General features: G+C 67.9%; 22 protein-coding genes and 1 pseudogene. 15 read left to right on the forward strand and 8 right to left on the reverse strand.

Features of this window, described 5'->3' with window-relative positions; genetic code table 11:
* A pseudogene (locus MJ783_RS07245) lies at nt 1-261 on the reverse strand (hypothetical protein); the annotation flags it as partial.
* 428 nt (nt 262-689) lie between these two features.
* On the opposite strand from MJ783_RS07245, the gene MJ783_RS07250 reads away from it, so the two are divergent.
* Together MJ783_RS07250 and MJ783_RS07255 are read left to right on the forward strand one after the other, a co-directional pair.
* Complete coding sequence (locus MJ783_RS07250; protein WP_239309397.1) at nt 690-1,436, forward strand: DUF1918 domain-containing protein; 747 nt, start codon at nt 690-692, stop codon at nt 1,434-1,436.
* Nucleotides 1,436-2,083 carry a phosphoribosyltransferase gene (locus tag MJ783_RS07255; RefSeq protein ID WP_239380325.1) on the forward strand — a complete coding sequence of 216 codons (648 nt, stop codon included), beginning with the start codon at nt 1,436-1,438 and terminating at the stop codon, nt 2,081-2,083. The genes MJ783_RS07250 and MJ783_RS07255 overlap by 1 nt, the downstream gene beginning before the upstream one ends.
* Before the next feature lie 81 nt (nt 2,084-2,164).
* On the opposite strand, the gene MJ783_RS07260 is transcribed toward MJ783_RS07255, so the two are convergent.
* Complete coding sequence (locus tag MJ783_RS07260; RefSeq protein ID WP_239309399.1) at nt 2,165-3,181, reverse strand: expansin EXLX1 family cellulose-binding protein; 1,017 nt, start codon at nt 3,179-3,181, stop codon at nt 2,165-2,167.
* Nucleotides 3,182-3,537: 356 nt separating this feature from the next.
* Nucleotides 3,538-5,250 carry a lytic transglycosylase domain-containing protein gene (locus MJ783_RS07265; RefSeq protein WP_239309400.1) on the reverse strand — a complete coding sequence of 571 codons (1,713 nt, stop codon included), beginning with the start codon at nt 5,248-5,250 and terminating at the stop codon, nt 3,538-3,540.
* Nucleotides 5,251-6,182: 932 nt separating this feature from the next.
* Here MJ783_RS07265 and MJ783_RS07270 point away from each other — a divergent pair.
* From MJ783_RS07270 to MJ783_RS07285, 4 genes are all read left to right on the forward strand, one after another.
* Nucleotides 6,183-6,902 (forward strand): amino acid ABC transporter ATP-binding protein, encoded by a 720-nt coding sequence (locus tag MJ783_RS07270; protein ID WP_305039295.1) that lies wholly within the window; start codon nt 6,183-6,185, stop codon nt 6,900-6,902.
* A 162-nt stretch (nt 6,903-7,064) separates the two neighbouring features.
* Nucleotides 7,065-7,931 carry a glutamate ABC transporter substrate-binding protein gene (locus MJ783_RS07275; RefSeq protein ID WP_239309401.1) on the forward strand — a complete coding sequence of 289 codons (867 nt, stop codon included), beginning with the start codon at nt 7,065-7,067 and terminating at the stop codon, nt 7,929-7,931.
* A 57-nt stretch (nt 7,932-7,988) separates the two neighbouring features.
* Nucleotides 7,989-8,639 (forward strand): amino acid ABC transporter permease, encoded by a 651-nt coding sequence (locus MJ783_RS07280; RefSeq protein ID WP_239309402.1) that lies wholly within the window; start codon nt 7,989-7,991, stop codon nt 8,637-8,639.
* On the forward strand, nt 8,636-9,475 hold the full coding sequence (locus tag MJ783_RS07285; RefSeq protein ID WP_239309403.1) for an amino acid ABC transporter permease: 840 nt from the start codon (nt 8,636-8,638) through the stop codon (nt 9,473-9,475). Before MJ783_RS07280 ends, MJ783_RS07285 begins: the two co-directional genes overlap by 4 nt.
* 24 nt (nt 9,476-9,499) lie before the next feature.
* On the opposite strand, the gene MJ783_RS07290 is transcribed toward MJ783_RS07285, so the two are convergent.
* Nucleotides 9,500-10,099 carry a PaaI family thioesterase gene (locus MJ783_RS07290; RefSeq protein WP_239309404.1) on the reverse strand — a complete coding sequence of 200 codons (600 nt, stop codon included), beginning with the start codon at nt 10,097-10,099 and terminating at the stop codon, nt 9,500-9,502.
* 395 nt (nt 10,100-10,494) lie between these two features.
* Between MJ783_RS07290 and MJ783_RS07295 the strand changes: the two genes are divergently transcribed.
* Together MJ783_RS07295 and MJ783_RS07300 are read left to right on the forward strand one after the other, a co-directional pair.
* The gene (locus MJ783_RS07295) at nt 10,495-11,778 is read left to right on the forward strand and encodes an acyl-CoA dehydrogenase family protein (protein WP_239309406.1); all 1,284 of its coding nucleotides are present in this window, start codon (nt 10,495-10,497) and stop codon (nt 11,776-11,778) included.
* Nucleotides 11,775-12,644, forward strand: a complete 870-nt coding sequence (locus MJ783_RS07300) for a sugar phosphate isomerase/epimerase (RefSeq protein WP_239309408.1) — start codon at nt 11,775-11,777, stop codon at nt 12,642-12,644. The genes MJ783_RS07295 and MJ783_RS07300 overlap by 4 nt, the downstream gene beginning before the upstream one ends.
* 130 nt (nt 12,645-12,774) lie before the next feature.
* Here MJ783_RS07300 and MJ783_RS07305 read toward each other — a convergent pair whose 3' ends face one another.
* Together MJ783_RS07305 and MJ783_RS07310 are read right to left on the reverse strand one after the other, a co-directional pair.
* Nucleotides 12,775-13,083: a hypothetical protein gene (locus MJ783_RS07305; protein ID WP_370651474.1), complete on the reverse strand. Its 309-nt coding sequence runs from the start codon at nt 13,081-13,083 to the stop codon at nt 12,775-12,777.
* An 8-nt stretch (nt 13,084-13,091) separates the two neighbouring features.
* Nucleotides 13,092-14,600 carry a class I adenylate-forming enzyme family protein gene (locus MJ783_RS07310; protein ID WP_239309412.1) on the reverse strand — a complete coding sequence of 503 codons (1,509 nt, stop codon included), beginning with the start codon at nt 14,598-14,600 and terminating at the stop codon, nt 13,092-13,094.
* Between the two features lie 648 nt (nt 14,601-15,248).
* Between MJ783_RS07310 and MJ783_RS07315 the strand changes: the two genes are divergently transcribed.
* The 3 genes from MJ783_RS07315 to MJ783_RS07325 are packed head-to-tail and all read left to right on the forward strand — an operon-like array spanning nt 15,249 to nt 17,958.
* The gene (locus tag MJ783_RS07315; RefSeq protein WP_239309413.1) at nt 15,249-16,442 is read left to right on the forward strand and encodes an amidohydrolase family protein; all 1,194 of its coding nucleotides are present in this window, start codon (nt 15,249-15,251) and stop codon (nt 16,440-16,442) included.
* The gene (locus tag MJ783_RS07320; RefSeq protein WP_239309415.1) at nt 16,439-17,254 is read left to right on the forward strand and encodes a CoA pyrophosphatase; all 816 of its coding nucleotides are present in this window, start codon (nt 16,439-16,441) and stop codon (nt 17,252-17,254) included. Before MJ783_RS07315 ends, MJ783_RS07320 begins: the two co-directional genes overlap by 4 nt.
* Nucleotides 17,251-17,958: a nitroreductase family protein gene (locus tag MJ783_RS07325; RefSeq protein WP_239309417.1), complete on the forward strand. Its 708-nt coding sequence runs from the start codon at nt 17,251-17,253 to the stop codon at nt 17,956-17,958. The genes MJ783_RS07320 and MJ783_RS07325 overlap by 4 nt, the downstream gene beginning before the upstream one ends.
* Before the next feature lie 132 nt (nt 17,959-18,090).
* Here the strand turns inward: MJ783_RS07325 and MJ783_RS07330 are convergent, their stop codons facing one another.
* Both MJ783_RS07330 and MJ783_RS07335 read right to left on the reverse strand, forming a co-directional pair.
* On the reverse strand, nt 18,091-20,514 hold the full coding sequence (locus tag MJ783_RS07330) for a CaiB/BaiF CoA-transferase family protein (protein ID WP_239309419.1): 2,424 nt from the start codon (nt 20,512-20,514) through the stop codon (nt 18,091-18,093).
* Between the two features lie 250 nt (nt 20,515-20,764).
* Complete coding sequence (locus MJ783_RS07335; RefSeq protein WP_239309421.1) at nt 20,765-21,679, reverse strand: alpha/beta fold hydrolase; 915 nt, start codon at nt 21,677-21,679, stop codon at nt 20,765-20,767.
* 175 nt (nt 21,680-21,854) lie between these two features.
* Here MJ783_RS07335 and MJ783_RS07340 point away from each other — a divergent pair, with 175 nt between their 5' ends.
* From MJ783_RS07340 to MJ783_RS07355, 4 genes are all read left to right on the forward strand, one after another.
* Entirely contained in the window at nt 21,855-22,298 is a 444-nt protein-coding gene (locus tag MJ783_RS07340) for a Zn-ribbon domain-containing OB-fold protein (RefSeq protein WP_239309429.1), read from the forward strand.
* 33 nt (nt 22,299-22,331) lie between these two features.
* On the forward strand, nt 22,332-23,501 hold the full coding sequence (locus MJ783_RS07345) for a thiolase family protein (protein ID WP_239309423.1): 1,170 nt from the start codon (nt 22,332-22,334) through the stop codon (nt 23,499-23,501).
* Between the two features lie 456 nt (nt 23,502-23,957).
* A complete protein-coding gene (locus MJ783_RS07350; protein ID WP_239309424.1) occupies nt 23,958-24,284 on the forward strand; it encodes a type II toxin-antitoxin system RelE/ParE family toxin in 327 nt (108 codons plus the stop codon).
* Nucleotides 24,284-24,919: a helix-turn-helix transcriptional regulator gene (locus tag MJ783_RS07355; protein ID WP_239309426.1), complete on the forward strand. Its 636-nt coding sequence runs from the start codon at nt 24,284-24,286 to the stop codon at nt 24,917-24,919. The genes MJ783_RS07350 and MJ783_RS07355 overlap by 1 nt, the downstream gene beginning before the upstream one ends.
* Nucleotides 24,920-25,290 lie beyond the last annotated feature (371 nt).

Below are 25,290 nucleotides of genomic sequence, written 5' to 3' on the forward strand. Positions count from 1 at the left end.
CCGCACGCGCTGAACTGTCCGAATACTGATCAATGTTGCTGGCCGTGGCCGTGGCCGTGGCCGTGACCGGGCGCGGCCGGGTACGGGTGGTGGCAGATCAGGTCCTGGCGGGGGATCGGGGATGTCGGGCCCTGGTCCCTGTCCCGGCGTGTCGGGTGCCGGCCCGGGGCCGGGAACGTCGGGGCCGGGAACGGGCTCCGGAATGCCCGGCCCGGCCGCACCCCGGGCCGGCCCACCGCCGGGTGTCACGATCGTGGTCACGATGCGTCCTCCTTTGCCGAGGCGACCGGAGGCCGGTCGCGTGGGTCGGTTGACTCCTGCCACCTTCCACCGGCACGGCACTCCGAATCGTCCAACCCGTAGCGGTCGAAATCCCGCCGATGCCGCGTCCTCTGTGGCCGGTCGCTCATAGCAACCGAGGCACCTGAAAAGACCCTCGGTAGGGGGGTGTGCCGAGCATCGCGGACGGGGATGCCCAGAAGGACGGGACGAGGCCGGCATTTTATGATCATGGTTTTTCCCGTCCGGGGGAGTCTGGGCCGGGCCCGGATGCCAGCGGTCAACGGCGCAGGATGCACCCGTATTGCAGGCATATGTCACCCACAACATGGCGGACTGGTCGTCGGCGGTCTCGAAGTGTGACCTTCGGGGCGCGGGCCGTGAGGTCCAGGCCGGGGAGGTGAGCGTCGATGACGGACGTACTCAGCGTTGTCAGCGCACCGGCGGTAACGGTGGAGCGGACCAGAACGATTCGGGAAGCGGCGCAGGAGATGGACCGCCACGGGGTGGGTGTGCTTCTCGTCACCGATAATGATCATTTGGTTGGAATTGTCACCGATCGTGACATCGTGCTGCGTGGTCTTGCTCGGGACGTTCCCGTGGAGACTTCCGTCGGCCAACTCATGACCACCGACGTCCTCAGCCTGTCCGTCGGCGTGGAGCTCGCGCGTGCCTATGAGGTGTTCCGGGAGCATGCGCTGCGTCGGCTCCCCGTCCTCGACGGTAATCAGATCATCGGTATTCTGTCCGTTGACGACCTGCTCATCCGGGATGCTCGGCGGATCGAGGATCTGATCCGACCGCTTGCCCAGGAGGTCATAGCCCGCCATCGCAGAACCCCGGTCGCGGGGATGGGCCAAGCCGTTCCTGCTGGTGACGGCGGCATCACCAGGTCTCGGCGGCTGATCCGGGCACACCCGGGCGACACCTTGGTCATCCACGGGCGGACACTGGGCAGGCCGGACCGGTTCGGTGAGATCATCGAAGTGCGGTCCCCATCCGGTGACCCGCCGTTCCTGGTCAGCTGGTCCGACTCCGAGCATGTCACCTTCACCTACCCCGGTCCCGACGCCGAGGTGCGTCCGCGCGCCGAGGAGGCCAGCAGCAGCGGCGGCGGCGGTCAGGCCGGTAGCGGTAACGGTGATGGCCGGAGGTGATGGTGGCGGAGCTGTTTGTCGATCGGCGATCGGCGGGGCGAGCCCTGGCTGACTCCTTGGCTGGCCACGCCGATCGGGGGGATGCCGTAGTCCTCGCCCTGCCCCGGGGGGGCGTGCCGGTCGCCTTTGAGGTCGCCCAGCGGCTGCGGGCGCCCATGGACGTCTTTCTCGTCCGCAAGCTCGGCGCGCCTGGGCACACCGAGCTCGCGATGGGAGCGCTGGCCACCGGTGGGACGTTGGTCCGCAACGACCAGGTGATCAGAGGTCTCGGCATCGGCGAGGAGATGATCGAGCAGGTGGCGGACACCGAGCGCCGTGAGCTCGCCCGTCGGGAACACGCCTACCGCGACGGCCGGGCTCCCATCGACGTCACCGGTCGCGTCATCCTGCTGGTCGATGACGGCATGGCCACCGGAGCCACGATGCGCGCCGCGGTCGACGCGGTTCGCCGACGCCGGCCGGCGCGGGTGATCGTGGCTGTGCCGGTGGCCTCTGAGCGTGCCTGCCAGCAGATACGGCTCGTCGCGGACGGAGTCGTCTGCCTCAGCACGCCGTCGACCTTCTTTGCGGTCGGCCAGTATTACGCGGACTTTGCCCAGACAACGGACGACGAGGTCCGCGAGCTGCTCGGCCTGGCTGTGACGTAGCCCGTCCGCCGAGCCCGCCAGCGGCATGAGGACGTTGGCCCACGCCTTCCCCCACGCCTTCCCCCACGCCGCGGCTCGCCGTCAGTGCTGGGCGAACTGCGACGAGGTGGCCTGCACCGCCGTTGGGCTGAGCGTGATCCCGGAGTTGATGATCTGTTGGCCGTAGATATCGGTCACGCGGACGCTGAACGGGCCCGCGCCCAGACCGTTCGGCGCGAGGAAGTAGTTGTACTGTTCCCGCGACAGCGCCTGCCAGCTCCCGTTGACGCTGATCTCGAGCGAGACCACCGGGTTGCGGTGGTTGCGCGGTTGGATGGCCAGCCAGTAAGGGGACGACCCTTCCTTGATCTTGTACTGTATATTGCCGATGTTCGCTGGGCTGATCAGCCGCCACGAGATCGGGACCCTGCCGGCCACCGGATCTGCGATCGTGGCGAATGCCTCCGGGCTGAAGTCGATGTCCCCCGGCTTGCACTCGGGGCACCGGTCGACGATTTTCACGACGACGGTGCCACGGGGGCCGGTGGCCTGGATGTAGCCGCCGCACATCCGGGCGTTCTCGTAGTCGGCGTCGTTGAGCGCCGCGTATGAGTGGGATGCGTCCGCGCCCGCGTCCTCGTAGAGGCAGTTCCCCGCGCCGCTGAGCGAGTAGAACGTGCCGTAGCCGGTGTAGGTCGCTCCCGGCCTGATCCGGCCGGGTGCCACCGTCGTCGTGGTCTGCGCCACGGGCTGCGCTGCCGGCCGGGTGGCAGCCGCCACCGATGGCCTCGGGGCCGGGCTGGTGGCGTAGGTCGAGGCTGTCGGTGCCAGCTGGGCGGGAGTGGTCGCCGGTGCGGTCGAGGATGACGGGGCCGGCGGCGTGCCTGGGCGGGCGGGCTCTCCATCACCTGGTGCCCCCGGCGCTGTCACGGACGCCGCCGCGCTCGGAAGCGGCTGGCCTGTGAGCTCGGTCGGCTGACAGCTGGTGATGATGCTGAGCACGGCCGCGGTGCCGGCGAGCACGGCAACGATGGAATACCAGTGCAGCTGTACCGGTAGCGCGTGTGTCGGCCGGCGGTGGCGTGACGTGGACGTACCGGCAGGTGGTGACTGGGTCAAGACCCCTCCGTGGCCAAGGACGGGAATGACGACGCCCCGTCGCTGCGGTCCCCACCCAGCGCTACGAACCTTAGCTGGGTGGATTCAGGCCAGTCCATACCGTTTACATCACTTCGTCGCCAGGAGCTCATCTGTTGATTTTTTGTTGATTTTCCTTGATTGCGGTATCAGATCGATATCTGAGAGCGCGTGTGAGATCGTCATTCCGGCTCGCCGCGTCCAGGTGCCCCCTGGCCGCGTTGTCGGCCACACCGATACGACTCATCCGGTATCGCTTCGGCCTGCCGCCTTGCCAGGGGGCGCTTGGCCGCGGCTCACTGATCGAAAGCCCGATCTCACACACGCTCTGACCGGCTCTATGCCGGCGGCGGTGCTGCCGGTGGCTGGGTCGACGTGGGGGAGGGTGCCGCGGCGTCGGTGGCGGTTGGAGCGGCCGATGCCGATGCCGGGCCGGTGGATACGGTGGCCGGATTTGGTGCGCTGCTGGCCGGTGCCGGTGCCGGTGTGGGTGTGGGTGTGGGATTTGGTGTAGCCGCGGGCGCGGGCGACGGTGTGTTCTGCGTCTGTTGGTCGTTCAGGCGTCCGGCGATACTCGTCAGCCGGGTGCGCGCTTCGTCGCCGACTTGGGCAGGTGTAGCGCCCCTGAGGCGGTCGAGAAAGGGCGTGAGCGTTCCGGGGCCGGTGACGGTGGCGGGGATCAGTGCGCCCAACGCGTCGGCCGTGGCCTGCTCGACCTGGCCCGACTGGGTGTAGCCGGCCAGGCGGGCGCGCAGGCGCGCCGGGGTGGTGGCCCAGCCGACGAAATCCGCGGCGTTCAGGCCGCTGACCTCGAAGGCGGTGGCGGGCGGAGACGCGCAGCCCGCGCCATCCAGTTCCGGGGTGACGGTGACAGTGACGGTGAGGGCACCATCCGCGCCGGCCTCGCCGATGGCCTGCCCGTCGAAGCGGGCGAGCTGTCGTGGCGCGGCCACTGCGGCGGTATCGGCGGTGACGACTGTGCGGATACTTGTGATCGTCCACCCATGGCTGTCGGACAGCTGCGCGTCGACGACAGCGGTGACCGGAGTGGTACCCGTGGTGGTGAGAACTCCGGTGACGTCGAGGGCTTCGTAACCGGCGACGGTGTCGTCGAGGCTGATCGGTGTCGCGGCCAGCGTGGCGGTCCCGACGGCGATCGCGGGGCAGGCCGCGGACGGCGTGGGCGTGGGTGTTCCGGGCGGTTGCGGCGTCTGCGTGACCATGATGGTCGGTGCGGGTGCCGGTGCGCCGCTCGGCGCGGGTGTCCCAGTGCCGGGCGGGGTGGGCAGCGGGGCGGCTCCGCTGTCGTTGTAGCCATCCGTCCACGCCAGGACCGCCCGGACGTAGTCGTCCGACGGGTTGTACGCGAGGACCGCCGACTGGAGCTGTGCCGGGTTGGTCAGGTCGCGGTTGTACGCGCACAGGTAGCCCGCGGTGGCGAGGGCCGCGTCGTCGATGTTGTTCGGGTCCCGCGTGCCGTCGCTGTTCCCGTCCCGGCCGGATACCCGCCAGGTCGAGGGGATGAACTGCATGGGGCCGACGGCACGGTCGAAGAGCTTGTCACCGTCCCAGCCACCATCGTCGGTGTCCAGGATCAGAGCGCGTCCGTCGTTGCCGTCGAGGGGCAGCCCGATGATCGATGGAGTGACCGTGCCATCGGTGCTGATGGCGTGGCCGGCGGCGTGCCCGGATTCGACCTTGCCGATCCCCGCGAGCAGCGGCCAGCTCAGATGGCAACCGGGCCGCTCGCGCGCGGTCCGTTCGGCCGCCTTGCGGTAGGCCGTGAGCACCCGGTCCGGGATTCCCCTGTCGCCGGGACCGAGCGTCACGACCCCAGTGGCGCCGGTGGCCGCGGCCATGGCCAGGGCGTGTGTGCTCGAGGCGGAGGCGGCGCCAGCGCTGCCGGAACCAGCTGGGCCGGCATCCGCCGGCATCGCGAAACCGCCGCCATCCGCCGGCTGCCGCGCCGGCCCCGCCTGCGGGCCCGCGCTGGGATCCGCCTGCGAGGTGGCGGCGGAGCCGCTGATGAGCAGAAGGGCCGCGATCGCCACCACCGGCATCGTGAGTACCTGCGCCCGGGGCCGCGCCGCCCGGGGCCGCGGGCCAGGGACGGTATTCGCGACGGCCGGCCGCCGATTCAGCCTGACCCGTATCGGGCCCCGGCGATGCTTGGTCACGGCGGGTCTTCACCTCATCGAATGGCTGGGTTCCACGAGCGGTTTGCGGTTTCGTCTGTCCAGGTACTGCGATCATCCACTGTGCCGGCAAGGAGCGAAACGACGCGCGTCGCATCCCGGGCAAGCGCGGCCGGGAGCGAGGCGAATCACAATGAACTCTGGCACATGGGCTGGCCGTCAACCGCGCCAACGCCTGTCCTGGCCCAGGGCGGGCAGCAACCGTTGGGCTGGCGGCCTTCGCTGGTCAGGTTCTGTTTCACATTCGGTAATGTGTTGTGTGTCTATTGTTTGATGGAAAGATCCCAAAAATCTTGAAGATCTCATTGAGTCGAATCAGCGGATGCTGGCATCCTTGGCCGGTCCGATGGCACTCCGAAGCGTCTCGATTTCGGCGGAGGCGCTGTTCCCCGGCGGGAAGGAGCCGGTCCGATGTCGTGCCCTCGGGATACCTTCCCGCCAGCCCCGCCTCAGCCTGTTCGCCGCCTCTGTGCCAGTACGCTGCTTCGGCGACGTCATCGGTCGGAAATGTGGGGGGCGGGCCAGCTGGGACATATTCGTAACGCCGCTCCTGTCGCATGCGCGCCATGCCGGGGTGCCATCGTCGCCAGGCTGTCACCGTTGACCTGGCCGCGCCGCCAGCCATCCCGTGACCGTTCCGGGCGGTCCGTACCACCGGCGCGACACGGTGGGGCCAGCTGCCCCATAGCCGCGACACAGTGGGGCCAACTACCCCATAGTGTTGCTGGACATTGACGACCGAAGGGCTGAACGTGGCGAAGAGCGCGCGGGGAGAACCCCTGATCGTCATGGCCGGCGTCGAGAAGTTCTTCGGTGCTTTTCAGGCGTTGCACGGGATCAGCCTGACCGTGCACAGCGGCGAGGTGCTGGTCATCGTCGGTCCGTCCGGATCGGGTAAGTCGACGCTGTGCCGGTGCATCAACCGGTTGGAGACCATTGACGCCGGCCGGATAATGATCGACGGAGAGCCGTTGCCCGAGGAGGGCCGCGCGCTCGCGCGGCTCCGGGCCGAGGTGGGTATGGTTTTTCAATCGTTTAACTTATTCGCCCATAAGACCGCTCTGGAGAACGTCATTCTCGGGCCGACAAAAGTCAAGCGAATCCCGCGTGAGGCAGCCGAGCGCCAAGGCCGGGAACTGCTCGATCGGGTGGGTGTCGGCGCCAAGGCCGGCAGTTATCCGGCACAGCTTTCCGGCGGGCAGCAGCAACGTGTGGCGATCGCCCGGGCGCTGGCCATGGAGCCGAAGGCGATTCTTTTTGACGAGCCCACTTCGGCGCTTGACCCGGAGTACATTGCCGAGGTGCTCGACGTCATGGCGGGGCTCGCGCGTGACGGCATGACCATGGTGGTCGTCACGCACGAGATGGGGTTCGCGCGGCGGGCCGCGGACCGCATCGTATTTATGGCTGACGGTCGCATTCTCGAGGAGGGCGCTCCAGAAAACTTTTTCGACAGCCCACGGACACAGCGGGCTCGCGACTTCCTGGCTCGTATTCTCACCAACTGATCTCGGCGTACCCGCCGGCATCGTCTCTTTCCCCTTCCGGCCATCCCGGCCATCCCGGCCTCTTCTGTAGCTGACGTATCCCCACGGAGGACGACCATGCGGTTCCCACGCTTTCTGATCGAGCAGCATCAGCTCCGGCCGCGCCCACGTCGGCGACGGTTCGTGACGGTCACGCTCGCTGGCGCTGTCGTGCTCGCCATCAGCAGCTGCGGAAGCAGCGGCAGCACAACCGGTACACCTGCCAGTGCCCAGAGCAAACCAACCTTCCCGGCCAATACCACGATGGCGAGGCTCGCCGCGGCCGGGAAGATCACCGTCGGTACCAAGTTCGACCAGCCCCTGTTCGGCCTGAAAGGCCTGGACAGCAAGGTCGCCGGATTTGACGTGGAAATTGCAAAAATCATATCCGCCGGGCTGGGGATCAAGCAGGACGACATCACCTTCGTTGAGACGCCGTCGGCCCAGCGCGAGGGGGCGATTCAGCAGGGCAAGGTCGACTTCGTCGTCGCCACTTACACGATCAATGACAAGCGCAAGCAGCTCGTCAGCTTCGCCGGGCCGTACTACCAGGCCGGTCAGGACCTCATGGTGAAAAAAGACAACACCACGATCACCGGACCGGAATCGCTACGCGCCGCGAACGCGAAGGTCTGTTCCGTCTCCGGGTCGACGCCAGCCGAAAAAATCAAGGATTATGTCGACGGTTCCAAGATCGTGCTCTTCGACGTCTACTCCAAGTGCGCGGACGCGTTGCGTACCGGTCAGGTCGATGCCGTCACCACTGACAACGTCATCCTGCTGGGTCTTATCGATGCCGGCGGGGGTGCCTTCAAGCTTGTCGGCAAACCCTTCACCACCGAGCCCTACGGCATCGGCATCAAAAAGGGCGACGTCGCTTTCTGCCAGTTCATCGACTCGCAGCTGACCGCGGCGTCGGCGGACGGACGCTATGCCAGGGCCTGGGAATCCACCGCGGGCAAGGTTGCCAGGGCCACGCCGTCCCTGCCCGCGCTCACCGCCTGTTCGTGATCTAAGCACCGCACCCCGTCAGGACCTCTCCGGAACTGACATACCCCGGGAGCCACCATGGGCGTCATCACCGACAACCTGGGCCTGTATGCCGATGGTCTGTTGGGAACATTGAAGATCTGCGCCCTGGTCGCCGTGGCGGCGCTGGTGCTCGGGATCGTGCTGGCGGGATTCCGGGTGTCGCCGGTGCCACCACTGCGCGCGGTGGGCACCGCCTATGTCACGTTGGTCCGCAACTGTCCTCTTACGATCGTCCTGTTCGCCTTCGCTTTCGGCCTGCCGGAGGTGGGCGTCAACGGCTCCTACTTCATATTCGGGGCCGCTGGGCTCACCATCTACACAGCCGCGTTTGTCTGTGAGGCGGTACGCAGCGGAATTGGTGCGGTTGACACAGGTCAGGCCGAGGCTGCCCGCTCGATCGGCCTGACCTTCAGCCAGTCGTTGCGGTTGGTTATTCTTCCGCAGGCGATCCGGGCGGTCATCCCCCCGCTGGGCAATGTCGCGATCGCGATGGTGAAGAACTCCGCGATCGTCGGTGCGTTCGGGGTCGGTGGCGAGCTCTACAGCGTCGCGAACACACTGAACGGCGCGCGGGGCGAACCCGCGTTGCCGGTCTACGCCGGCGTCGTGCTCGGATATCTGATTATCATCATCCCCGCCGGTCTGCTTCTGTTGGCGGCGGAGAAACGGTTCAGGGTGGCCCGGTGAGCGGCTCGGTTCTTCACGATGTCCCGGGGCCTCGCGGGCGTCGGCGTATAGCCATCGCCAGCGCCGTCGCCGCCCTTGCCCTGATCGGGCTCGGAGCGCTGGTCATACGTCGGCTGGCGGCGAACGGCCAGTTCAACAGCGGCAAATGGAGCCCGCTGTTCAACCCGGGCGACAAGGACTTCCCGGATGTGTGGCGCCTGCTCGGCGGCGGCCTGCTGCACACGTTGACAGCCGCCGCCCTGGCCGCGGTCTTCTCCCTGGTGTTCGGGGTCCTCATCGCGATGTCCAGGATCTCCGCCGCGCGGTGGTACCGCTGGGCTGTCGTCGGGGCGGTCGAGCTGCTGCGCGGTGTCCCCGTGGTCATCGCGGTCTTTTTCGCCGCGCAGGTTCTGCCAGCCTATGGAGTCAGGCTACCGCTGCTGTGGTACATCGTGATCGGTCTGACGGCCTACAATTCCGTGGTTATCTCCGAGATCGTCCGAGCGGGTGTCCTTGCGGTACCGAAGGGGCAGACGGAGGCCGCGTCGGCGCTGGGCCTGACCCGCGGCCAGACGCTGCGGGTCATTCTGCTCCCGCAGGCCTTCCGTTCGATGCTGCCAGCGTTGCTCAGCCAGCTTGTTGTGATTATCAAGGACACCTCGCTCGGCGCTTTCATCTCCTATGAGGAACTGCTGCGCCGTGGCCTGATCACCGTCCAGACCCTGCACAACCCGATCCAGACCTATCTGCTCCTCGCCGCTATCTTCATCCTCATCAACTATCTGGTGACCAGACTGGCGATCTATCTGGAAGCGAGATTGTCCGGCCGGCGCTCGGGGCGGCCCGTGCCTGGTTAGCGTGCCCGGCAGCAGGGGCGTGGATCAGTGTGTGGGGTTTGTCGGCTGGTTCCCGGTCGGGCCCGCCTCCCGATCTGGTGGTGTCGAGGTGCTGCCCGCCGCTGGCCGCGTCCCGCTGGCGCTGTCGGCGTCCTGCTGGGCGAGCCAGGCCTGCTGACGGTCGAAGTGTGTGCGGTCGCGCGCCACGAAGACGCCCTTGGCCGCGGCGAGCTCCGCGTTCGTGGCCGCCAGCCGCAGCTCACCGATCACGTACAGGCGCTGGCCCGCACGCCGGTCGAGCCAGGATGACGCCACCAGGTCACGGCCCACCGGCACCGGCCGGATGAAGGTGATTTCAAGGGCGGCGGTGACAGCCAGTATCCCCGTGTGCATGGGGAGGTGGCCCAGCACCTCATCCATGATCCCAGCCGTCCACCCGCCGTGGGCGACGTTCGGGCCGCCTTCGTTCTCGGCCGAACAGGTCACATGCGCCCGCAGCACCCCGTCGTCGCCGAGACGTTCGCGGACCATCCCCAGGCGGCAGTGTCCCTTGCGGGAGCAGGCGCCACACAGCGCCACCTCACCGTCAGCCCTGGGCGGCAGCTGGAAGTCCGAGCCCGTCCAACGCGGTCCGTCGTCCCTCATCCGGCGAGTGCGCCGTGCGGGCGCCCGGCAACAGGGACACGGCATCGCGGGGCTGGGACACGCGCCTCGCGGCATCGCTCCCCATCCATCGCCGCGGGATGCGCGGGTACCCCGGCTCGTCGGTCGTTACTCACCACCAGGGTGACTCCCTCCGCCGTCTCGCGATCCATCCACCCCGACCCCGTTCCTTGATCCACGTTTCTGTTGTCGAGCGTTCCTGCTGGTGGCAGGTTGTTCCGCAGGCTTGCCGTGGTTGCGGGCATGCTTCATTTTAAATATAAAACATATAACGATTAGGTGCAGCTTCGTCGCAGGCCGGAACTCGGCGTTCACCATGGTCCGGCGGGAGCCGTGGCCTCACCGAGCGCATAACCAGACAGCGACAGGAGCCACCGATGTGGGGTTTTCAGACGGATCCCGAGTACCAGCAGCTCCTCGACTGGGCCGACGACTTCGTCCGTACAGAGGTCGAGCCCGTCGACCGGCTGGTCCGCCAGCCCTACGATCTCACCGACCCCATCCGTGCCGCGCTCATCCCACCACTGCAGGAGAAGGTCCGCGCGCAGGGCCTGTGGGCCTGCCACCTCGGCCCGGAACTCGGTGGCCCCGGCTACGGCCAGCTCAAACTCGCCCTGCTCAACGAGATCCTCGGCCGTTCGCGCTGCGCGCCGAGCGTCTTCGGGTGCCAGGCCCCGGACTCGGGCAACAGCGAGATCCTCGCGCACTTCGGCACGGACGAACATAAGGCGAGATACCTCGAGCCGCTGCTGCGTAACGAGATCGTCTCGTGTTTCTCCATGACCGAGCCGCAGGGTGGTGCCGACCCGAAGGTTTTTCGGACCCGAGCGGTACTGGACGGTGACGAATGGGTGATCAACGGAGAGAAGTGGTTCTCCTCGAACGCCCGTTTTGCCTCCTTCCTGATCGTCGTCGCGGTGACCGATCCGGAAGCCTCCCCGTACCGGCAGCAGTCGATGTTCATCGTCCCCACGGACACGCCCGGTATCCGGTTCATCCGCCATGTCGAGCTCATCGATGAGGAGGCCGGTGGAGGCACTGAGGGCTACATCTCGTATGAGAACGTGCGGGTACCCCGCGCGAATCTGCTCGGTGCGCGGGGCGGCGGTTTCGAGGTCGCGCAGGTCCGGCTCGGTGGCGGCCGTATTCACCACGCCATGCGCACCGTCGGCCTGGTGAAGTGGGCCTTCGACATGATGTGCGAGCGGGCGCTGTCCCGCTTCACCCAAGGTGAGGTTCTCGCGCGCAAGCAGCTGGTGCAGGAGGCTATCGCCGACACCTGGATCCAGATCGAGCAGTTCCGGCTGCTGGTCCTGCGGACCGCCTGGCTGATCGACGAATGCCAGGACTACCGGCAGGTCCGCGGTGACATCGCCGCCATCAAGGCGGCCATGCCGAAGGTACTGCTCGATGTCACCTCCAGAGCCCTGCAGCTGCACGGTTCGTTGGGCCTGACCAAGGAGATGCCGTTTTTCGACATGCTCGTCGCCGGTTACACCGTCGGCATCGCCGACGGCCCGACGGAGGTGCACAAGATCACTCTTGCTCGTGAGGTGCTCAAGCGGCACAAGCCGACAGACGGCCTCTTCCCGACCAGCCACCTGATCGCCCTTGAGGAGCAGGCCCGTGCGCGTTACGCCGACGTGCTGGCCGGCCTGTGACCGGGGAGCGGTCCGCCGTTACCGCAGCCGCGGACAGCGAGCTCGTACTCTGCAATGTCTCGGTGGCGCCGTTGAGTTTCCGCGATGTCGTCACCGCGGCCTCAGCAGCGGGTTTCGACGGGATCTCGATCCTCGGCCGTTCGCTGCGCCGGGCCCGCACCCGCGAGGGGCTGTCCGACTCCGATATCAGGGCCATGTTGGATGACAACGGCCTTGTCCTGACCGAGATAGAAGCGGTCGGTGACTGGCTCACGCCACCCCCGGTTGATCAGCCCGCCTTTCTGGACCAGGTCCTCACCGAGGCCGAGTATCTCCAGGCGGGTGGGTCGCTGGGGGCGAAGACACTGGTGGCGACCCACTTCGGGGATGTGGTCGAGCTGGATGAGGCCGCGGAGAAGTTCGCGGGCCTGTGCGACCGTGCCGCCGACCACGGGCTTGACGTCGCGCTGGAGGCGGTGGCCTGGGCAACGATCAGTGACATCGGGACGGCGTGGGAGATCGCACACCGTGCCGACCGGCGCAACGCCGGGATCCTCGTGGACGCCTGGCACCACAACCGAGGCCCCGGCGCTGGTGACGCGGAGCTGCTACGCCGAATACCCGCCGACCGGGTGTTCGCGGTGCAGCTCAGCGATGCCGCCGTGACACCGGTGGGCCCGCCGCTCGAGGACATCCAGCACCGGCTGCTGCCTGGCGTGGGCGGTTTCGACCTGACCGGCTTCCTCAGCATCCTCGACGACGCTCAGGTGCGGGCACCGATCGGGGTCGAGGTCCTCAGCGCCGAGATCCTCGCCCAGGGGCCGGCCGTCGCTGGACGGATCCTGATGGACGCGCTGCGCGCGACGCTGGACCGCGCGCGGTTGTAGGCCCTCGCGGGGTGGGACCTCGCGGGGGTGGGATCCCGACGGCCGGGGGATGCCCAGCGCGATCGTCGAAAGCGCCGGACAGCCCCCGACCGGGGAGCTCCTGCCCAGGGAACGGCGCTGTTCGCCTGGGTCAGTCGCTGGAGGGAAGTGGTTTGGCCTCCTTGAGCAGCAGCGGGGCCAGCCCGTCGGCGATGCTGCCCGCCCCCGCCTTGGTGACGAGAATCTCGATCTCATTGTCCTTGTCGGTGTAACGCTTGCCCAGCAAGGTCCTGCCGGCAAGTTCGGGTTTGAGGTCCAGGCCGTCGGCGGGGGTCTCCTTGGATCCGATCATTGGATGACCGCCGCAGGTCAGGTCGATCTCGCTGGAGCCGGGCCGGACCACGATCACTTCCGTGGCGCAGACCTGGCTCCGCAGCCGCAGACCTGTCTTGAGCCGCATTGCTGTGCTCACGTCCTCTCGTATGTCGTGGGACTGCCGATCTCGGCGACCAGCTGACGGCGCAGGAGCTTGCCCGTGGGCGTGTAGGGAAGGCCGTCGCGGAAGATGACCTCATCGGGGGTGCGCGAGCCGCGAAGCCTGGCCCGAACCCAGGCGCGCAGGTCATCGGGTTCCGGCGTCGCATGCGCCGCCGGGACGACAACGGCCGTCAGGCGCTCGCCCCATTCGATGTCGGGCAGGCCGATGACGGCGACCTCCTTCACCGCCGGGTGGTGGATCAGCACGTCCTCGATCTCGGCCGGCGCGATGTTCTCGCCCCCGCGGATGATGGTGTCGTCCGCCCTGCCCTCGATGAACAGGTACCCGCCGGTGTCAAGGCAGGCCCTGTCCCTGGTGGGAAACCAGCCGTCGGCGTCGAGGACGGATCCCAGCCCCAGGTACTCCCCGGAGATCTGGCCGCCGCGCACCCACAGCTCGCCGACTTCGCCGGGACCGGTGGGCGCGCCGGCCGAGTCGCGGATCTCGCCCTCCACCCCGGGAACGAGACGACCCGCGGAGGACAGCCGGGCCGCCACCGCCGGGTCGGGCGACAGGAGTGCCGTACGGTGATCATCTGGGCTGAGGATCGCGATCGTCGAACTCGTCTCGGTGAGCCCGTAGGCGTTGACGAAGCCGGCGTCCGGGAATGCGGCGAGTGCCTTCTCCAGGACCGGACGCGGCATCCGGGCGCCGCCGTAGGCGATCGAGCGCAGCGTCGGTGTCGCTGCCCGCGCACCGGCGAGCTCCTCGACGATGCGGGCCAGCATCGTCGGTACGACCATGGCGCTGGTCACCTGCTCCGCGGCCACCAGGCGCAGCCAGGCGCCCGCGGAGAAATTCGGTAGGTAGACGAGACGGCGGCCGGAGTAGATGTTCGTCAGCACGGTCCCGACACCGGCGATGTGATACGGAGGAACGCTGGTCAGTGCCGCCTCGGCCGGCTCCGCGGAGCCGAACTCGACGGTCTGCAGGACGTAGGAGACGAGGTTGGAGTGCCGCAGCACAACCGCTTTCGGCTTGGACGTCGTCCCGCTGGTGAACAGCAGGACCGCCGGTGCTTCATCATCGACATCCACCGGCTCGGACGGCTCCGCGAGCGCCGCGGTGGCCAGCCACTCCTCACTGCGGTGGACCTTCAGACCACTTCTGGCCACCACGTCCTGGTAGGCCTCGTCGCAGACGACGACCGGGCCGTGTAATTCGCCCAGCAGCCCGTCCAGCTGGTCTTCGCCGAGACGGTAGTTCAGCGGGACGAACGGCATCCCGGCCGTTGCCGCCGCGAACAGGACAGCGGGGAAGGCCGTGCTGTTGCCACCGAGGTACGCGACCCGCTCGGCGCCGGAGGAGCGCAGCAGCGTGGCGCCGCCGGCTGATACCCGGACCAGGTGTTCGAACGTGATGCCGTCGCCGCGCCCTCCCAACGCCACCCGGTCACCGAAGGCCGTCGCGGCCATATCGAGCAACATCCCGATACTCATAGACCTTTGCCCCAAATCATATATACAAACAAGCTTTTACGGTGTCATCGAGGGGTCCACTCGCGGGTGGCGGCTGCCGAGGGGCGGTCGGTGATCTTTTTGTGATCTCGGCGCGTCCCTCGCTGGGCCTCGGTGTCCCCGCCCTCCGCCCGGTGGGCATGGTCCTCGCTACCCAGGGCGCGGGTGGTCGCGCGCGACGGTGGGTGATCGGGCATGCGGATCGTGTGTCGCAAGGTCACCTCCGGGGCACGTCCGCGGCCGTCCGCCCAGGTTGACAGCGCTCCGTCGTCATCTGGTCGGCGCGTTGTCTGGGAGTCCGGCCGGCGGAGCCGATGGAGCTCTTCCGGTCGGGGTTCCGGAATCCAGGGTCTGGCTCATCGAAACATATAACCTAATTAACGCATCCTAGTGCAAGGGGTTGGCTCTGTCGCGGGGCTGGCCCCGGAGGTCGACTCTGGATGTCGCGCGGTGGTAGCGGTGGTAGCGGTGGTAGCGGTGGTGGCGGTCGGCACCCGCGGCACTGTGGCGGGCCCTGCCGGGAAGCGGTCGCCGTGAGGGCATGGTCGCTGGCCTGCGATCAGGGCTACTAGTATGCTAATTAGACTGAATGGTTCGTAGAGTCGCGAGGATGGATGCGAGGAGACTCCGATGGCAGGGCTCGACTTTGGCCTGTTTGACTGCGATACGCACTGCTACGAGACCAGGGATGCCTTCACGAGGTACCTTCCGGCGGAGTGGTCCGAGCACGCGGTCCGGCCGATCAGGTTCGAGGGCGGCGTGGAAAAGATCATGGCTGCGGACCGGGTCGCGACCTTCAATTCGGAACAGGGCCTCGGCTTCGACCTGGCTTACCGGCCGGGATCCCTCAAGGAGATGCTGCGCCAGATGGCGTCCGGTAACCCGGACGAGACCTACGAGCCCGAGCCCATGCGTCCGGAGTACCTCGACCGCGACGTGCGCCTGAAACTGATGGACGCCCAGGGGGTGGACCGGGCCGTCGTCTTCCCGTCCGCGATGGCCCTGTCGGTCGAGAACTACGTGAAGAACGTGCCCGCGGCCTATGCCAATGTGCACGCTTTCAACCGCTGGTTCGAGGAGAACTGGGGCTTCGCGTACAAGGACCGCATCTACGGCCCGGCGCTGCTGTCACTGCGCGACCTGGACCTCGCTGTCGCGGAGCTGGACGACGTCCTCGCCCGGGGCGCCAGGGTCGTGCTGCTGCCGACCGGTCCGGTGAACGGCCGCTCGCCCGGTGACCCCTACTTCGACCCGATCTGGGCCCGCCTCAACGAGGCCGGCGTGACCGTCGCCTTCCACATCATGGAGAACTGGTACAACGAGCACATCGCACCCGCCTGGGGCTATGACGCCTTCCCTGCGGCATGGCATATGTCGGCGTGGCAGTGGAACAACCTCTATGGCGAGCGGCCTATCGAGGACACGTTGTCGGCACTGATCTACGACAACATCTTCGGACGCTTCCCCAACCTGATGGTGCTCGTCGCCGAGTTCGGGGCTTCGTGGGTACCGCATTTCATCGAGCACATGGACAAGAGCCGGGGGATGGGCCGCAACGGGCCGTGGATCGGCGGGCGTCTCACCGAGCGTCCCAGCGCGATTTTCCAGCGTCACATCCGGGTCGCTCCCTATCCGGAGGACAACATCGCCAAGATCGTTAGAGATCTTCCAGATGTTGACTGCCTGGTCATGGGTTCGGACTTCCCGCACGCGGAAGGGCTGGCCGACCCCGCCGACTTCGCCCAGCTGGTCACGTCACTCACACCGGAGCAGCAGCGCAAGATCCTGCGTGGCAACGCGGAGAAGCTCTTCGAGAAGGCGTGACCGCCGGGGAAACCGGCCACCCGGCCACGGCAACCGGGCGCGTCGGTCCGGATTCCGTCAGGATTGATCATAGTCGTTCCGTTGCGGGAGAGCCGACCGGCGGGCGGCCACCGTACGGGGACGTCTTCTCGGGTCCCCGTAGCCGTCTTGACACGCCGTCGCCGTGGGCCGATCTGCCCATGGCGAGGCGCCAGGGGATCGGTATCGGCACCATCCGGCGTGCCTTCCGCCAGCGGGAAGACCCACCTCGCGTACCGCAACGGCCGGGTATCCGGGCGGCGGCGGTCCTGCTGACGCTGTTCGAGGAGGCGGGCGAAACCCGTGTCGTCCTGATCGAGCGTTCCAGCGCGGTCAGGACCCACCGGGGCGAGATCGCCTTCCCCGGTGGGGTGTGCGACGCGGGTGAGGCACCGCGCCAGGCTGCGTTGCGGGAGTCCTGGGAGGAGATCGGCCTCCCGTCCACGGGCGTCGACCTGCTCGGTGAGCTGGGCGGGCACACCGCTGAGCTGACGAGGTTCCAGATCACCCCGGTGGTGGGCGCGCTCGCGGCCCGGCCGGTTCCGCGCGTCAACCACAGCGAGGTCGAGGATGTCTTCGACGTTGCGCTCGCTGGGCTGATGGCGGACGGTGTGTACCGTGAAGAATGGTGGACCGGTCCGCGCGGCGGCTTCGCGGTTCCTTTTTTTGATCTTTCGAGAGGCAGCGTCTGGGGCGTGACGGCTTCGATGCTTCTCGAGCTCCTCGTGCTCGTGACCGCCAGCGCCCGCCCGCGGGATCAGGTTCCGCCGCCCGCTGGAGCGGTCGCGCCATGATCCCATCCGAAGAGACTGTCGGCCTGCTTGAGGGAATCGCCACCACCAGGGCCATCCGCCGGTTCCGCCCGGAGCCGGTCAGTGAGGACGCGCTCGCCACCATGTTGTTCGCGGCATCCCGCGCGCCCAGCGGTTCGAACCGCCAGCCCTTCCGCTTCCTTGTGCTGCGTGACGGCCCGCGCGCGCTGGCGGCCCGAGCCCTGATCGGCCGGGGAGCCCGAGCGCAGTGGACGAGAAAGGTCGTCTCAGACGGTTACGACCGCGGCAGCGGTACGCGTCCCGACACGCCGAAGGCGCGGATGGCCGCGGCCATGGCGCATTTCGTGGAGACCTTCGAAAGCGTGCCGGTCATCGTGCTTCCATGCCTGGTCCGTTACCGCGAGCCGAACCCGGCGGAAGGCGGGTCGATCTACCCGGCCTGCCAGAACCTGCTGCTGGCCGCGCGGGCGCTGGGCTATGGCGGCGTGCTCACCGGCTGGCACCGGCTCGTGGAGCCGGACCTCCGCCGGTTGCTGGAGATCCCCGACGGGGTTTTCATCGCCGGGACGATCGCGCTCGGCCGGCCGCAGGGGCGGCACGGCCCTGTTCGCCGCCAGCCGCTGCGGGACATGGTCTTCGAGGACGGTTGGGGCGAGACGACGACCTGGGCGGTCGACCCGCCCGGCACCCGTCACACCGATGCTGGCCCGCCAACGCACCCGTAGCGGTTTACCTGCGGCCGGTCAGCCGGTCAGCCGGTCAGCCGGTGCCGGTGCGTGCGGTCAGCTGTGCCCGCGCGGGCACGGGCGGCGCGACCGCTGGATCCGTCACGCCGCCCGTCGGATGTCTCGCCTGCGTCACGAGGGAATATCAGCGCCCGCGACAATCTTCGCGTCCGTCAGGGCGGCGATGGCCTCCGCGTCGTAACCGAACTCGGTCAGCAGCGCCTCGGTCTGCTCACCAAGCAGACAGCTGCGGCTGATGCGGCCCGGGGTTTCCGACAACGCCACGGGCAGGCCGTGTACCCGGATCCGGCCGAAGAGCGGATGGTCGACCTCCACCACCAGCCCGGTCTCCACCATGGTCTCGTCAGTGCAGGTGAACGCGGAGACACCGCCTTCGAAGACGGTCACGCAGGCGAGCCCCGCGGGGACGAGGAGGTCCTCCCACGCCTGCGCGGTGTCAGCGGTGAACACATCCGCAAGGATCGAGGCAAGCTCCTCGTCGTTGTCCAACCGGCTGTCCACCGTGGCGAAGCGGGCGTCCTCCAGCAGGTCCGGGCGCTTGATCCCGCCAACCAGCGTCTCCCATTCCCGCTGGGTCGGCGCGGCCAGGAACACCCAGCCGGACGACGCCCGGTAGAGGCGGTAAAGAGCATGGTAGCCATGCTGCTCCGCATCGAGCGCGGGAGCCGGCGGCTTGCCCGCGTAGGCGTTGAAGTCGTCCGAGTAGGCGTAGGCGTTCCCACAGATCATCGAGGTGGCGACGAACTGTCCTTCACCCGTCCGCCGCTGGTGCATGATCGCCAGCAGGAGAGCCGAGAAGACCGCGAGCGCGGCGTTCGAGTCCCCGTCGGTGAGACCGCGCAGCCGCGGCTGGACGATGGCCTGTAGCTCGGCCAGGTCGAAACCGCTGACGAGGTCGGGATCGAGCCAGTACGAGGCCTGCTTGTGCAGGCTCCCGGCCACGGCGCTCGCCGAATCGGCGTACAGCGCACGGGAGCTGTAGGGCCCGCTGACGCCGTATCCGGTGGCGTGCAGATACACCAGTTTCGGGTTGATCGCGGAAAGCGTGGCGTAGTCAATCTTCAGGCGTTCGGCCACCCCTGGCCGGAAGCTGAGCGCGAAGACGTCGGCCTTCTCGATGAGCGCATAGAAGATCTTTCTGCCCTCGTCTGTCGACACGTCGACGGCGATGCTCTCCTTGCCCGCCATCGTCCGCACGCCGCCGCTCTCCTTCACCCCGAAGGAGCTGCGCATCGGGTCGCCGGTGAGGCCCTCGACCTTGATGACGCGCGCACCCAGGGCGGCGGCCAGGGTGACACCGAAGGGCATGGCGAAGAAGTAGCCGAATTCGACGATGGTCACCCCGGCGAGCGGATGGGCCGGGGCGGGTCCGGTTGCGGCCGCGGGCGCCCAGGGGCCGGTGAACGGGCCGTTGTGGACGCCGAGCGCGGGGGCGGCGCGGTCAATCCGTGACGGTGACCTGCTGAAGGCCGCGACCGGGCCCACCTGACGGATCGGGCCGTGTTCGGGATGGGTGACCACGATGGAGTCGCCGTTGTGGACGATCTGCGGGTGGTCGAGGCCCTCCTCACAGGTTGCGGCAACCTCGAACGGGACGTCGGCGTTGGCCTCCAGCAGCGGTACCCACTCCGCCAGCGTCTTCCTCCGCAGGGTCTCGCTGAGGAGGTCCTCCCACTGCTGCGCGTCCTGCGGGGTCCTGAACTGCGGGGCATGCGCGAAGAGCGGGTTGGTATGGGTGCTCTCGAGACCGAGGACGCTGGTGAGCGCCCGCGCCTGATGGGGCAGCTGCGGGTTGCTGATGATGAAGCGGCCGTCCTTGGTCGCCATCGTCAGGCCGTACCGGGTAGCGGCCAGCGCCCCGCCGCGGGGGTTGAGGATGACCTGCGGCTGGCTGCCGGTGTTCTTCGCGTACTGCCAGTGCATCGTCCCGAAGTAGTCCACCGGGTTGAGGCCCTGCACCAGGGTGGCCTCGACGCGCTGCCCGCGCCCGGTCCGCTCGCGGACGACCAGGGCCGCCAGAACACCGCTGACGGCCATGTGCGCGGCGCCCGTGCTCGCCATCGACGCGGCGGTGAAGATCGGTCCTGGCCGGAAGCCGAACTGCCCCCGGGCGAACGCTCCGGCCTTCGCCGCCACGACGCCCTCGTAGCCCTTCAACCGCGCGTACCGGCCGGTGGAGCCGAAGCCGTTGACCGAGCAGTAGACCAACGACGGGTTGGCCGCGTGCAGGGTTTCCCAGCCTAGCTCCCAGCTGTCAGCGACGCCGGGTTCGAAGCTCTCGATCAGCACGTCGGCGTGGGCCGCGAGGGTGGCGGCCTCGGCCCGGCCCGCGGCGGTGCGCAGGTCGGCGACGAGGCTTTCCTTGCCCCGGTTCCAGACCAGGAAACCGGCTGGTGACTGGGTGCGCAGACGGTCGCCCTCGGGTGGCTCGACCTTGAGCACCCGGGCCCCGTTATCGGCGAGGATCATCCCCGCCAGGGAGCTGGCGATACTGCCGGCGCCCAGCTCGAGCACTGTCAAACCATCGAGGATCATCAATACAGCTCTCCAAGGCCACGGGCCACACCGGCACGAGAACTCCCGTGCTCCGTCCTGGTTCCCGCTGCGGGGAAGGGTGGTGGGGCGCTCCTCTGCGGGTGATTAATTAGGTGAACAATCTAACAGCTTGTATCGGTCGTATAAGAGGCTCCGGCAATAGGGCGTTCGATCAGGGAGCGGAGCCGGGGTGCGTGCATCGGGAGGCGGCGGAGGGAGCCACCCTGGTGGTGGGTGGCGGCGGCCAGGGTCAGCGGCTGGCATCGGTGGCGCCGAAGACGAAGTCGCTGATGAGACGGGCCAGCTCGACCGGGCGGTCACCTTGGACGGAGTGCCCCGCACCCGGCACGGTCTCGACGCGGGCCGTGGGCTGGCGGCGGCGGAACTCGACCACGTCGTCCTCAGTGACAACGCCGGAGGCCGATCCCAGCACGAGCATCACCGGCGCCGGCAGCGCCGAGAGGTCATCCCAGCGCGGCCTGAAGTCCAGCATGCCGCCGGTGGGGATCAGCCGGTCGTATCGCCAGGCCCAGCGGCCGTCCGGGAGCGGGTGAGCGTTGTGCAGGATGCCGCGCCGCAGGGAGCTGACCGACCGGGTCGGGTTGTGGCGGACCGTCCGTTCCAGGATCTCCTCGAAGGAGGCGAAGGACTCCGGGCCGTTGACGAACGCCGCGATCGGGGCGCTCTTCGCCAGCGTCACGCCCGGCGTTACGTCGACGACCACAAGCCGGCGGACAAGCTGCGAGTAGGCGGACGCGAGGCGGATGCCGGTGAGCCCGCCGAGGGACATGCCGACCACGCCCGCGGCTCGTGGCGCGAGCTCGGCGATGGCGCTGGCGAGGATGTCGGCGTTGCGGACCGGCCAGTAGTCGCCGTCCGGCCGTTTGCCGGAGTGGCCGTGACCAGGCAGGTCGAAGGCCACCAGCGGGCGGCCGAGCGCGAGGGCGACGGTGTCCCAGGTGTGGGCGTTCTGCGCCCCGCCATGCAGGAACACCAGCTCGGCGGGGCCATCACCCCAGACCAGGGCGCTGATCCGTTCGCCGTCCACATCGACGTTCTCCCGGCGTACCCGTGGGGGGCCGGCCCAGGCCAGGCCCGCATCCCGGGCATTCTCCTCAAAGAACCCGAATTCGTCGTAGTCGGGCAGTCGCGCGGCCTCTGCCATGTGGATCTCCCAGGATGATCGAATCCTCGAGCGTCCACACGCGGCGACCGGAGAGTGCGACGGCCCTCGTGGGGACTGGCGTGTGCGTCCGATACGGTTACAGAATATATCTATATCAGGTACGGTCCGGGCGTGCCGCACCGCGGACCCGCCGTGCGACGGCGTGAAGGAGACCGTGTTGAGTGGGATCAGCGACGCTGAGGTCCTGGAACGCTACCCCCGGACTGCTGTAGATCATGACAACAAGTACTTCTACCAGGGCCTGCTCGAACGGAAGCTGCTGGTCAATCGTTGTAACGCCTGCGGCAGGTGGCACCAGCCGCCGCGGCCGATCTGCCCGTCGTGCTGGTCGCGCGACATCACCGCGACCGAGGTGTCGGGCGAGGGCGTCATCCACCTACTGATCTTTTTGCATCAGGGCCCGCCGGCCGCGGGCGTCGACTACGCGACGCCGCACCCGGTCGCGGTGGTCGAGCTCGCCGAGCAGGAGGGCCTGCGGTTCTCCACGACGATCGTGAACGCCGACCGCGAAACCCTGCGTATCGGGCTGCCGGTGACACTCACCTGGATCGAGCGTGACGGCAACCCCTTCCCCGCCTTCGCGCCCGCCGCTGCCTGACCTGCCCGAGACGATCATCAGGAGACCTGGACGATGACGCGGTATCCCGTCAAGGACAAGGTGGCCTTCGCCGGCACGGGCGCCACCGCGTTCTCCCGTGACTCGGGCGAACGCTCCCAGCTCTCGCTGTGTGCCGAAGCGTGCACGCGGGCGATCGAGGACGCGGGGCTGACCGCCGCCGACATCGACGGCATCGCCGGCGCGGTCCCGATTGCCTACAAGGTCCAGTCGGCGCTCGGCATCCCCGAGACCACGTGGTGGACGAGCCCGCCCCAGGAGGGCTCCTTCGTCCAGGTGATCCTGGAAGCGATGAACGCCGTGTACTCCGGTGCCTGCAACACCGTGATCGCCTACCACACGTTCTACCGGCTGCCCTGGGCGTCGCGGGCCGCGGCCAAGGATCCGTTCCGGCGGATGCTGTCGATCACCGGGGGTGTCTCGCCCGCGCCGGAGGATGTGTGGGGCTCGGTCGGTTACACCGCGTGGGCGAGCCGATATCTGTACGAGTATGGCGCCTCCCGGGAGGACTTCGGGCTCGTCGCCGTCAACTCCCGGTCCAATGCCGGGCGGAATCCGAACGCGGTCATGCGGAGCCCGATCGGCATGGACGACTACCTGGCCGCCCGCATGATCCGTTGGCCGCTGTCCCTGCTCGACATGGATGTCCCGATCGACGGCGCTGTCGCCTTTGTCATCACGACCGCCGAGCGTGCCCGTGACCTGCCAGGCCGGCCCGTCCTCATCCACGCGGCGACGGCTGGTGTCATCGACCGCAACGAGGAGGACCAGACCCCGGGGCTGCGCAACCACGGCCAGCGGGTGACGGTCGAGACGCTGCGGGCACGCAGTGATCTATGGCTTGATGACATGGACGTCTACTACCCCTACGACGGTTTCTCGTTCATCACGTTGTCCTGGCTGGAGGCCATCGGGCTGTGTGGGCCGGGTGAGGCCGGCGCGTTCATCCGCGACAACTGGGATGACAAGACGAACAGTTTGGTGATCCATGGGAGGGTTCCCGTCAACACCCATGGCGGCAGCCTGTCCGAAGGTGGGACGCAGGGCGCGGGGCACATCCGTGAAGCCGTTCTGCAGCTGCGGGGGGAGGCTGGCGAGCGTCAGGTCCTCGGCGCGAACACGGCGATCCTCACGCCTGGCGGTTTCTTCTTCAACGCGCACGGCCTCGTCCTCCGCGCGGAGTAACCGCCGCTTTCCGCTTTCAGCCCGCCGTGTCCGCCGTGTCCGGTGCGTCCGGATGGATCTGCTGGAGCGGTCGGCGAACGGCCACGGCCACTGGCACGCCACCGTGGCATCGGAATGCGGCTCGTCGGATTGCCGAGGGAATATCGGGTCCACAGATCGCGGCACGGTTGGGCCGGGACCGCTGCAGCCTCCCAGGCCGAGGCGGCGGCGGTTCCGGCGCAGCGCGCTCCCGACCGACAGAGCACCGCGGTACTCGACGGTTCGCTGTCGGAGCGGGCGCGGCGTGAGGATGCCCGCTACTGGGAGGAGCACCGCCGGCCGATCGTCGGATGTCGCCCGTGTGACGACCCGTCCACCCACGCGGCCGGCCGCGTGGGCGGTCTCACGACGCTAGCCGTGCCAGCAGGGGTTGAGGTCCCAAGGTAACGGTAATAACGTAGTCGTTATCATGGTTGCATGCCCTGGGATGTCTTGGTCCACCCCGATGCGGCCGACGAGTTGGCCAAGCTCCCTGCCAACGAGCGCGCGGCGATCGACAGCGCCCTCGACAAGCTGCGAGAACGCGGTACGGATCTACCGTTCCCACACACCAGTGCCGTCGTGGACGCCGACCGCCTGTGGGAGCTACGTCCCCGAGGTGGCAATAGCCCGTGGCGGGCTTTCTACCGGCGGATGGGGGCAAAGCTCGTCATCGTTGGTGCCATCGGACACCACGACAAGCGGAAGTACAGGCGGGCAGTCGCCGTGGCCGTGGAACGGCTCAACGACCTGAAGGAGGACTGATGAAGTTGTCGGAGCTCAAGCCCCTCGACCAGGTCATCGAAGAGCACCGCCAGGACCCGGAGTTCCGCGAGGAGTGGGACGCGCTGGCGTTCTCCCGGAAGGTCGCCAACCAGGTGATCGCATACCGGGTCGAACACGGTCTCACACAGCGGGCTCTCGCCGAGCAGGTTGGCCTCAAGCAGCCCGCTATCGCGCGCCTGGAGATCGCCGAGACACAGCCAAGGCTCGAAACACTGGCGAAGCTCAGCAAGGCCACCGGTCTGACTTTTGACCTTCACGTCGCCAATGGAGCCGTCGAGATCGTTCAGGTCGCCAAGGCAGCGACAACGGCCGCCGCTCGCGGCTTCGCGTTCGTCTTTGACTCGACTGTGCTCGCTGCCCTCGCCAACGCTCGGCCGTTGGTCGAACAGCTACCAGCATCCCACGCGGCGGGTGATCGGCCGGCCGACATTGTCGTCGAGGGTGAACAGAGTCTTACGCTGCTGCAGCTCAAGTCCCGTCGCTTGCCGGGTGCGAGGATCTTCGCGATGACGCAGGCCCACGGATCGCGCGACGAGATCGACGATCTTCTCCGTATCATGCCGGCAGACACGACCGTGGAACCGGTTGAGGTCGGGCAAGCGAAGGAACGCTGACCGCTTCGCCGGTGCGTGGCGGGTGCATCGACCCCGCACCCGACAGGGAATGGCCACGCGGGCGGGTGGAGCAGCGCCGTGCTCAACAATCGGCGCTGGTCTCGGTGGCGAGATCTGAGGCCACAGGGCGGACAACCGGCCGCCCAATGACGCCACCCACGAATGAACCGGGTGGGGTGACGTTGGACCGCGCCGGACGGCGGCGGGGGAGAACCCAGGGCCGTTGCCAGCCTGATGTAGCCGGCGCCGACGAAGGGCGCTGGCCGGGTGGCAGCGATCACTTAGTGGTCGCCGCCGGAAGTTGTTCGGGGGGTGCCGGATGACAGACGGATGCATCGTGAGGCGGAGAAGGCCCAGGTAGCGGTGTTCTA

This window comes from Protofrankia sp. Cj3, assembly GCF_917627355.1.
Classification (GTDB): Bacteria; Actinomycetota; Actinomycetes; order Frankiales; family Frankiaceae; genus Protofrankia.

Bases quoted from the DNA above. Each gene is read 5' to 3' on its own strand.
- MJ783_RS07250 (WP_239309397.1), top strand. From the start codon at position 690: ATGACGGACGTACTCAGCGTTGTCAGCGCACCGGCGGTAACGGTGGAG.
- MJ783_RS07255 (WP_239380325.1), top strand. From the start codon at position 1,436: ATGGTGGCGGAGCTGTTTGTCGATCGGCGATCGGCGGGGCGAGCCCTG.
- MJ783_RS07270 (WP_305039295.1), top strand. From the start codon at position 6,183: ATGGCCGGCGTCGAGAAGTTCTTCGGTGCTTTTCAGGCGTTGCACGGG.
- MJ783_RS07280 (WP_239309402.1), top strand. From the start codon at position 7,989: ATGGGCGTCATCACCGACAACCTGGGCCTGTATGCCGATGGTCTGTTG.
- MJ783_RS07290 (WP_239309404.1), bottom strand. From the start codon at position 10,099: ATGAGGGACGACGGACCGCGTTGGACGGGCTCGGACTTCCAGCTGCCG.
- MJ783_RS07295 (WP_239309406.1), top strand. From the start codon at position 10,495: ATGTGGGGTTTTCAGACGGATCCCGAGTACCAGCAGCTCCTCGACTGG.
- MJ783_RS07305 (WP_370651474.1), bottom strand. From the start codon at position 13,083: ATGCGGCTCAAGACAGGTCTGCGGCTGCGGAGCCAGGTCTGCGCCACG.
- MJ783_RS07310 (WP_239309412.1), bottom strand. From the start codon at position 14,600: ATGAGTATCGGGATGTTGCTCGATATGGCCGCGACGGCCTTCGGTGAC.
- MJ783_RS07315 (WP_239309413.1), top strand. From the start codon at position 15,249: ATGGCAGGGCTCGACTTTGGCCTGTTTGACTGCGATACGCACTGCTAC.
- MJ783_RS07325 (WP_239309417.1), top strand. From the start codon at position 17,251: ATGATCCCATCCGAAGAGACTGTCGGCCTGCTTGAGGGAATCGCCACC.
- MJ783_RS07330 (WP_239309419.1), bottom strand. From the start codon at position 20,514: ATGATCCTCGATGGTTTGACAGTGCTCGAGCTGGGCGCCGGCAGTATC.
- MJ783_RS07335 (WP_239309421.1), bottom strand. From the start codon at position 21,679: ATGGCAGAGGCCGCGCGACTGCCCGACTACGACGAATTCGGGTTCTTT.
- MJ783_RS07345 (WP_239309423.1), top strand. From the start codon at position 22,332: ATGACGCGGTATCCCGTCAAGGACAAGGTGGCCTTCGCCGGCACGGGC.
- MJ783_RS07350 (WP_239309424.1), top strand. From the start codon at position 23,958: ATGCCCTGGGATGTCTTGGTCCACCCCGATGCGGCCGACGAGTTGGCC.
- MJ783_RS07355 (WP_239309426.1), top strand. From the start codon at position 24,284: ATGAAGTTGTCGGAGCTCAAGCCCCTCGACCAGGTCATCGAAGAGCAC.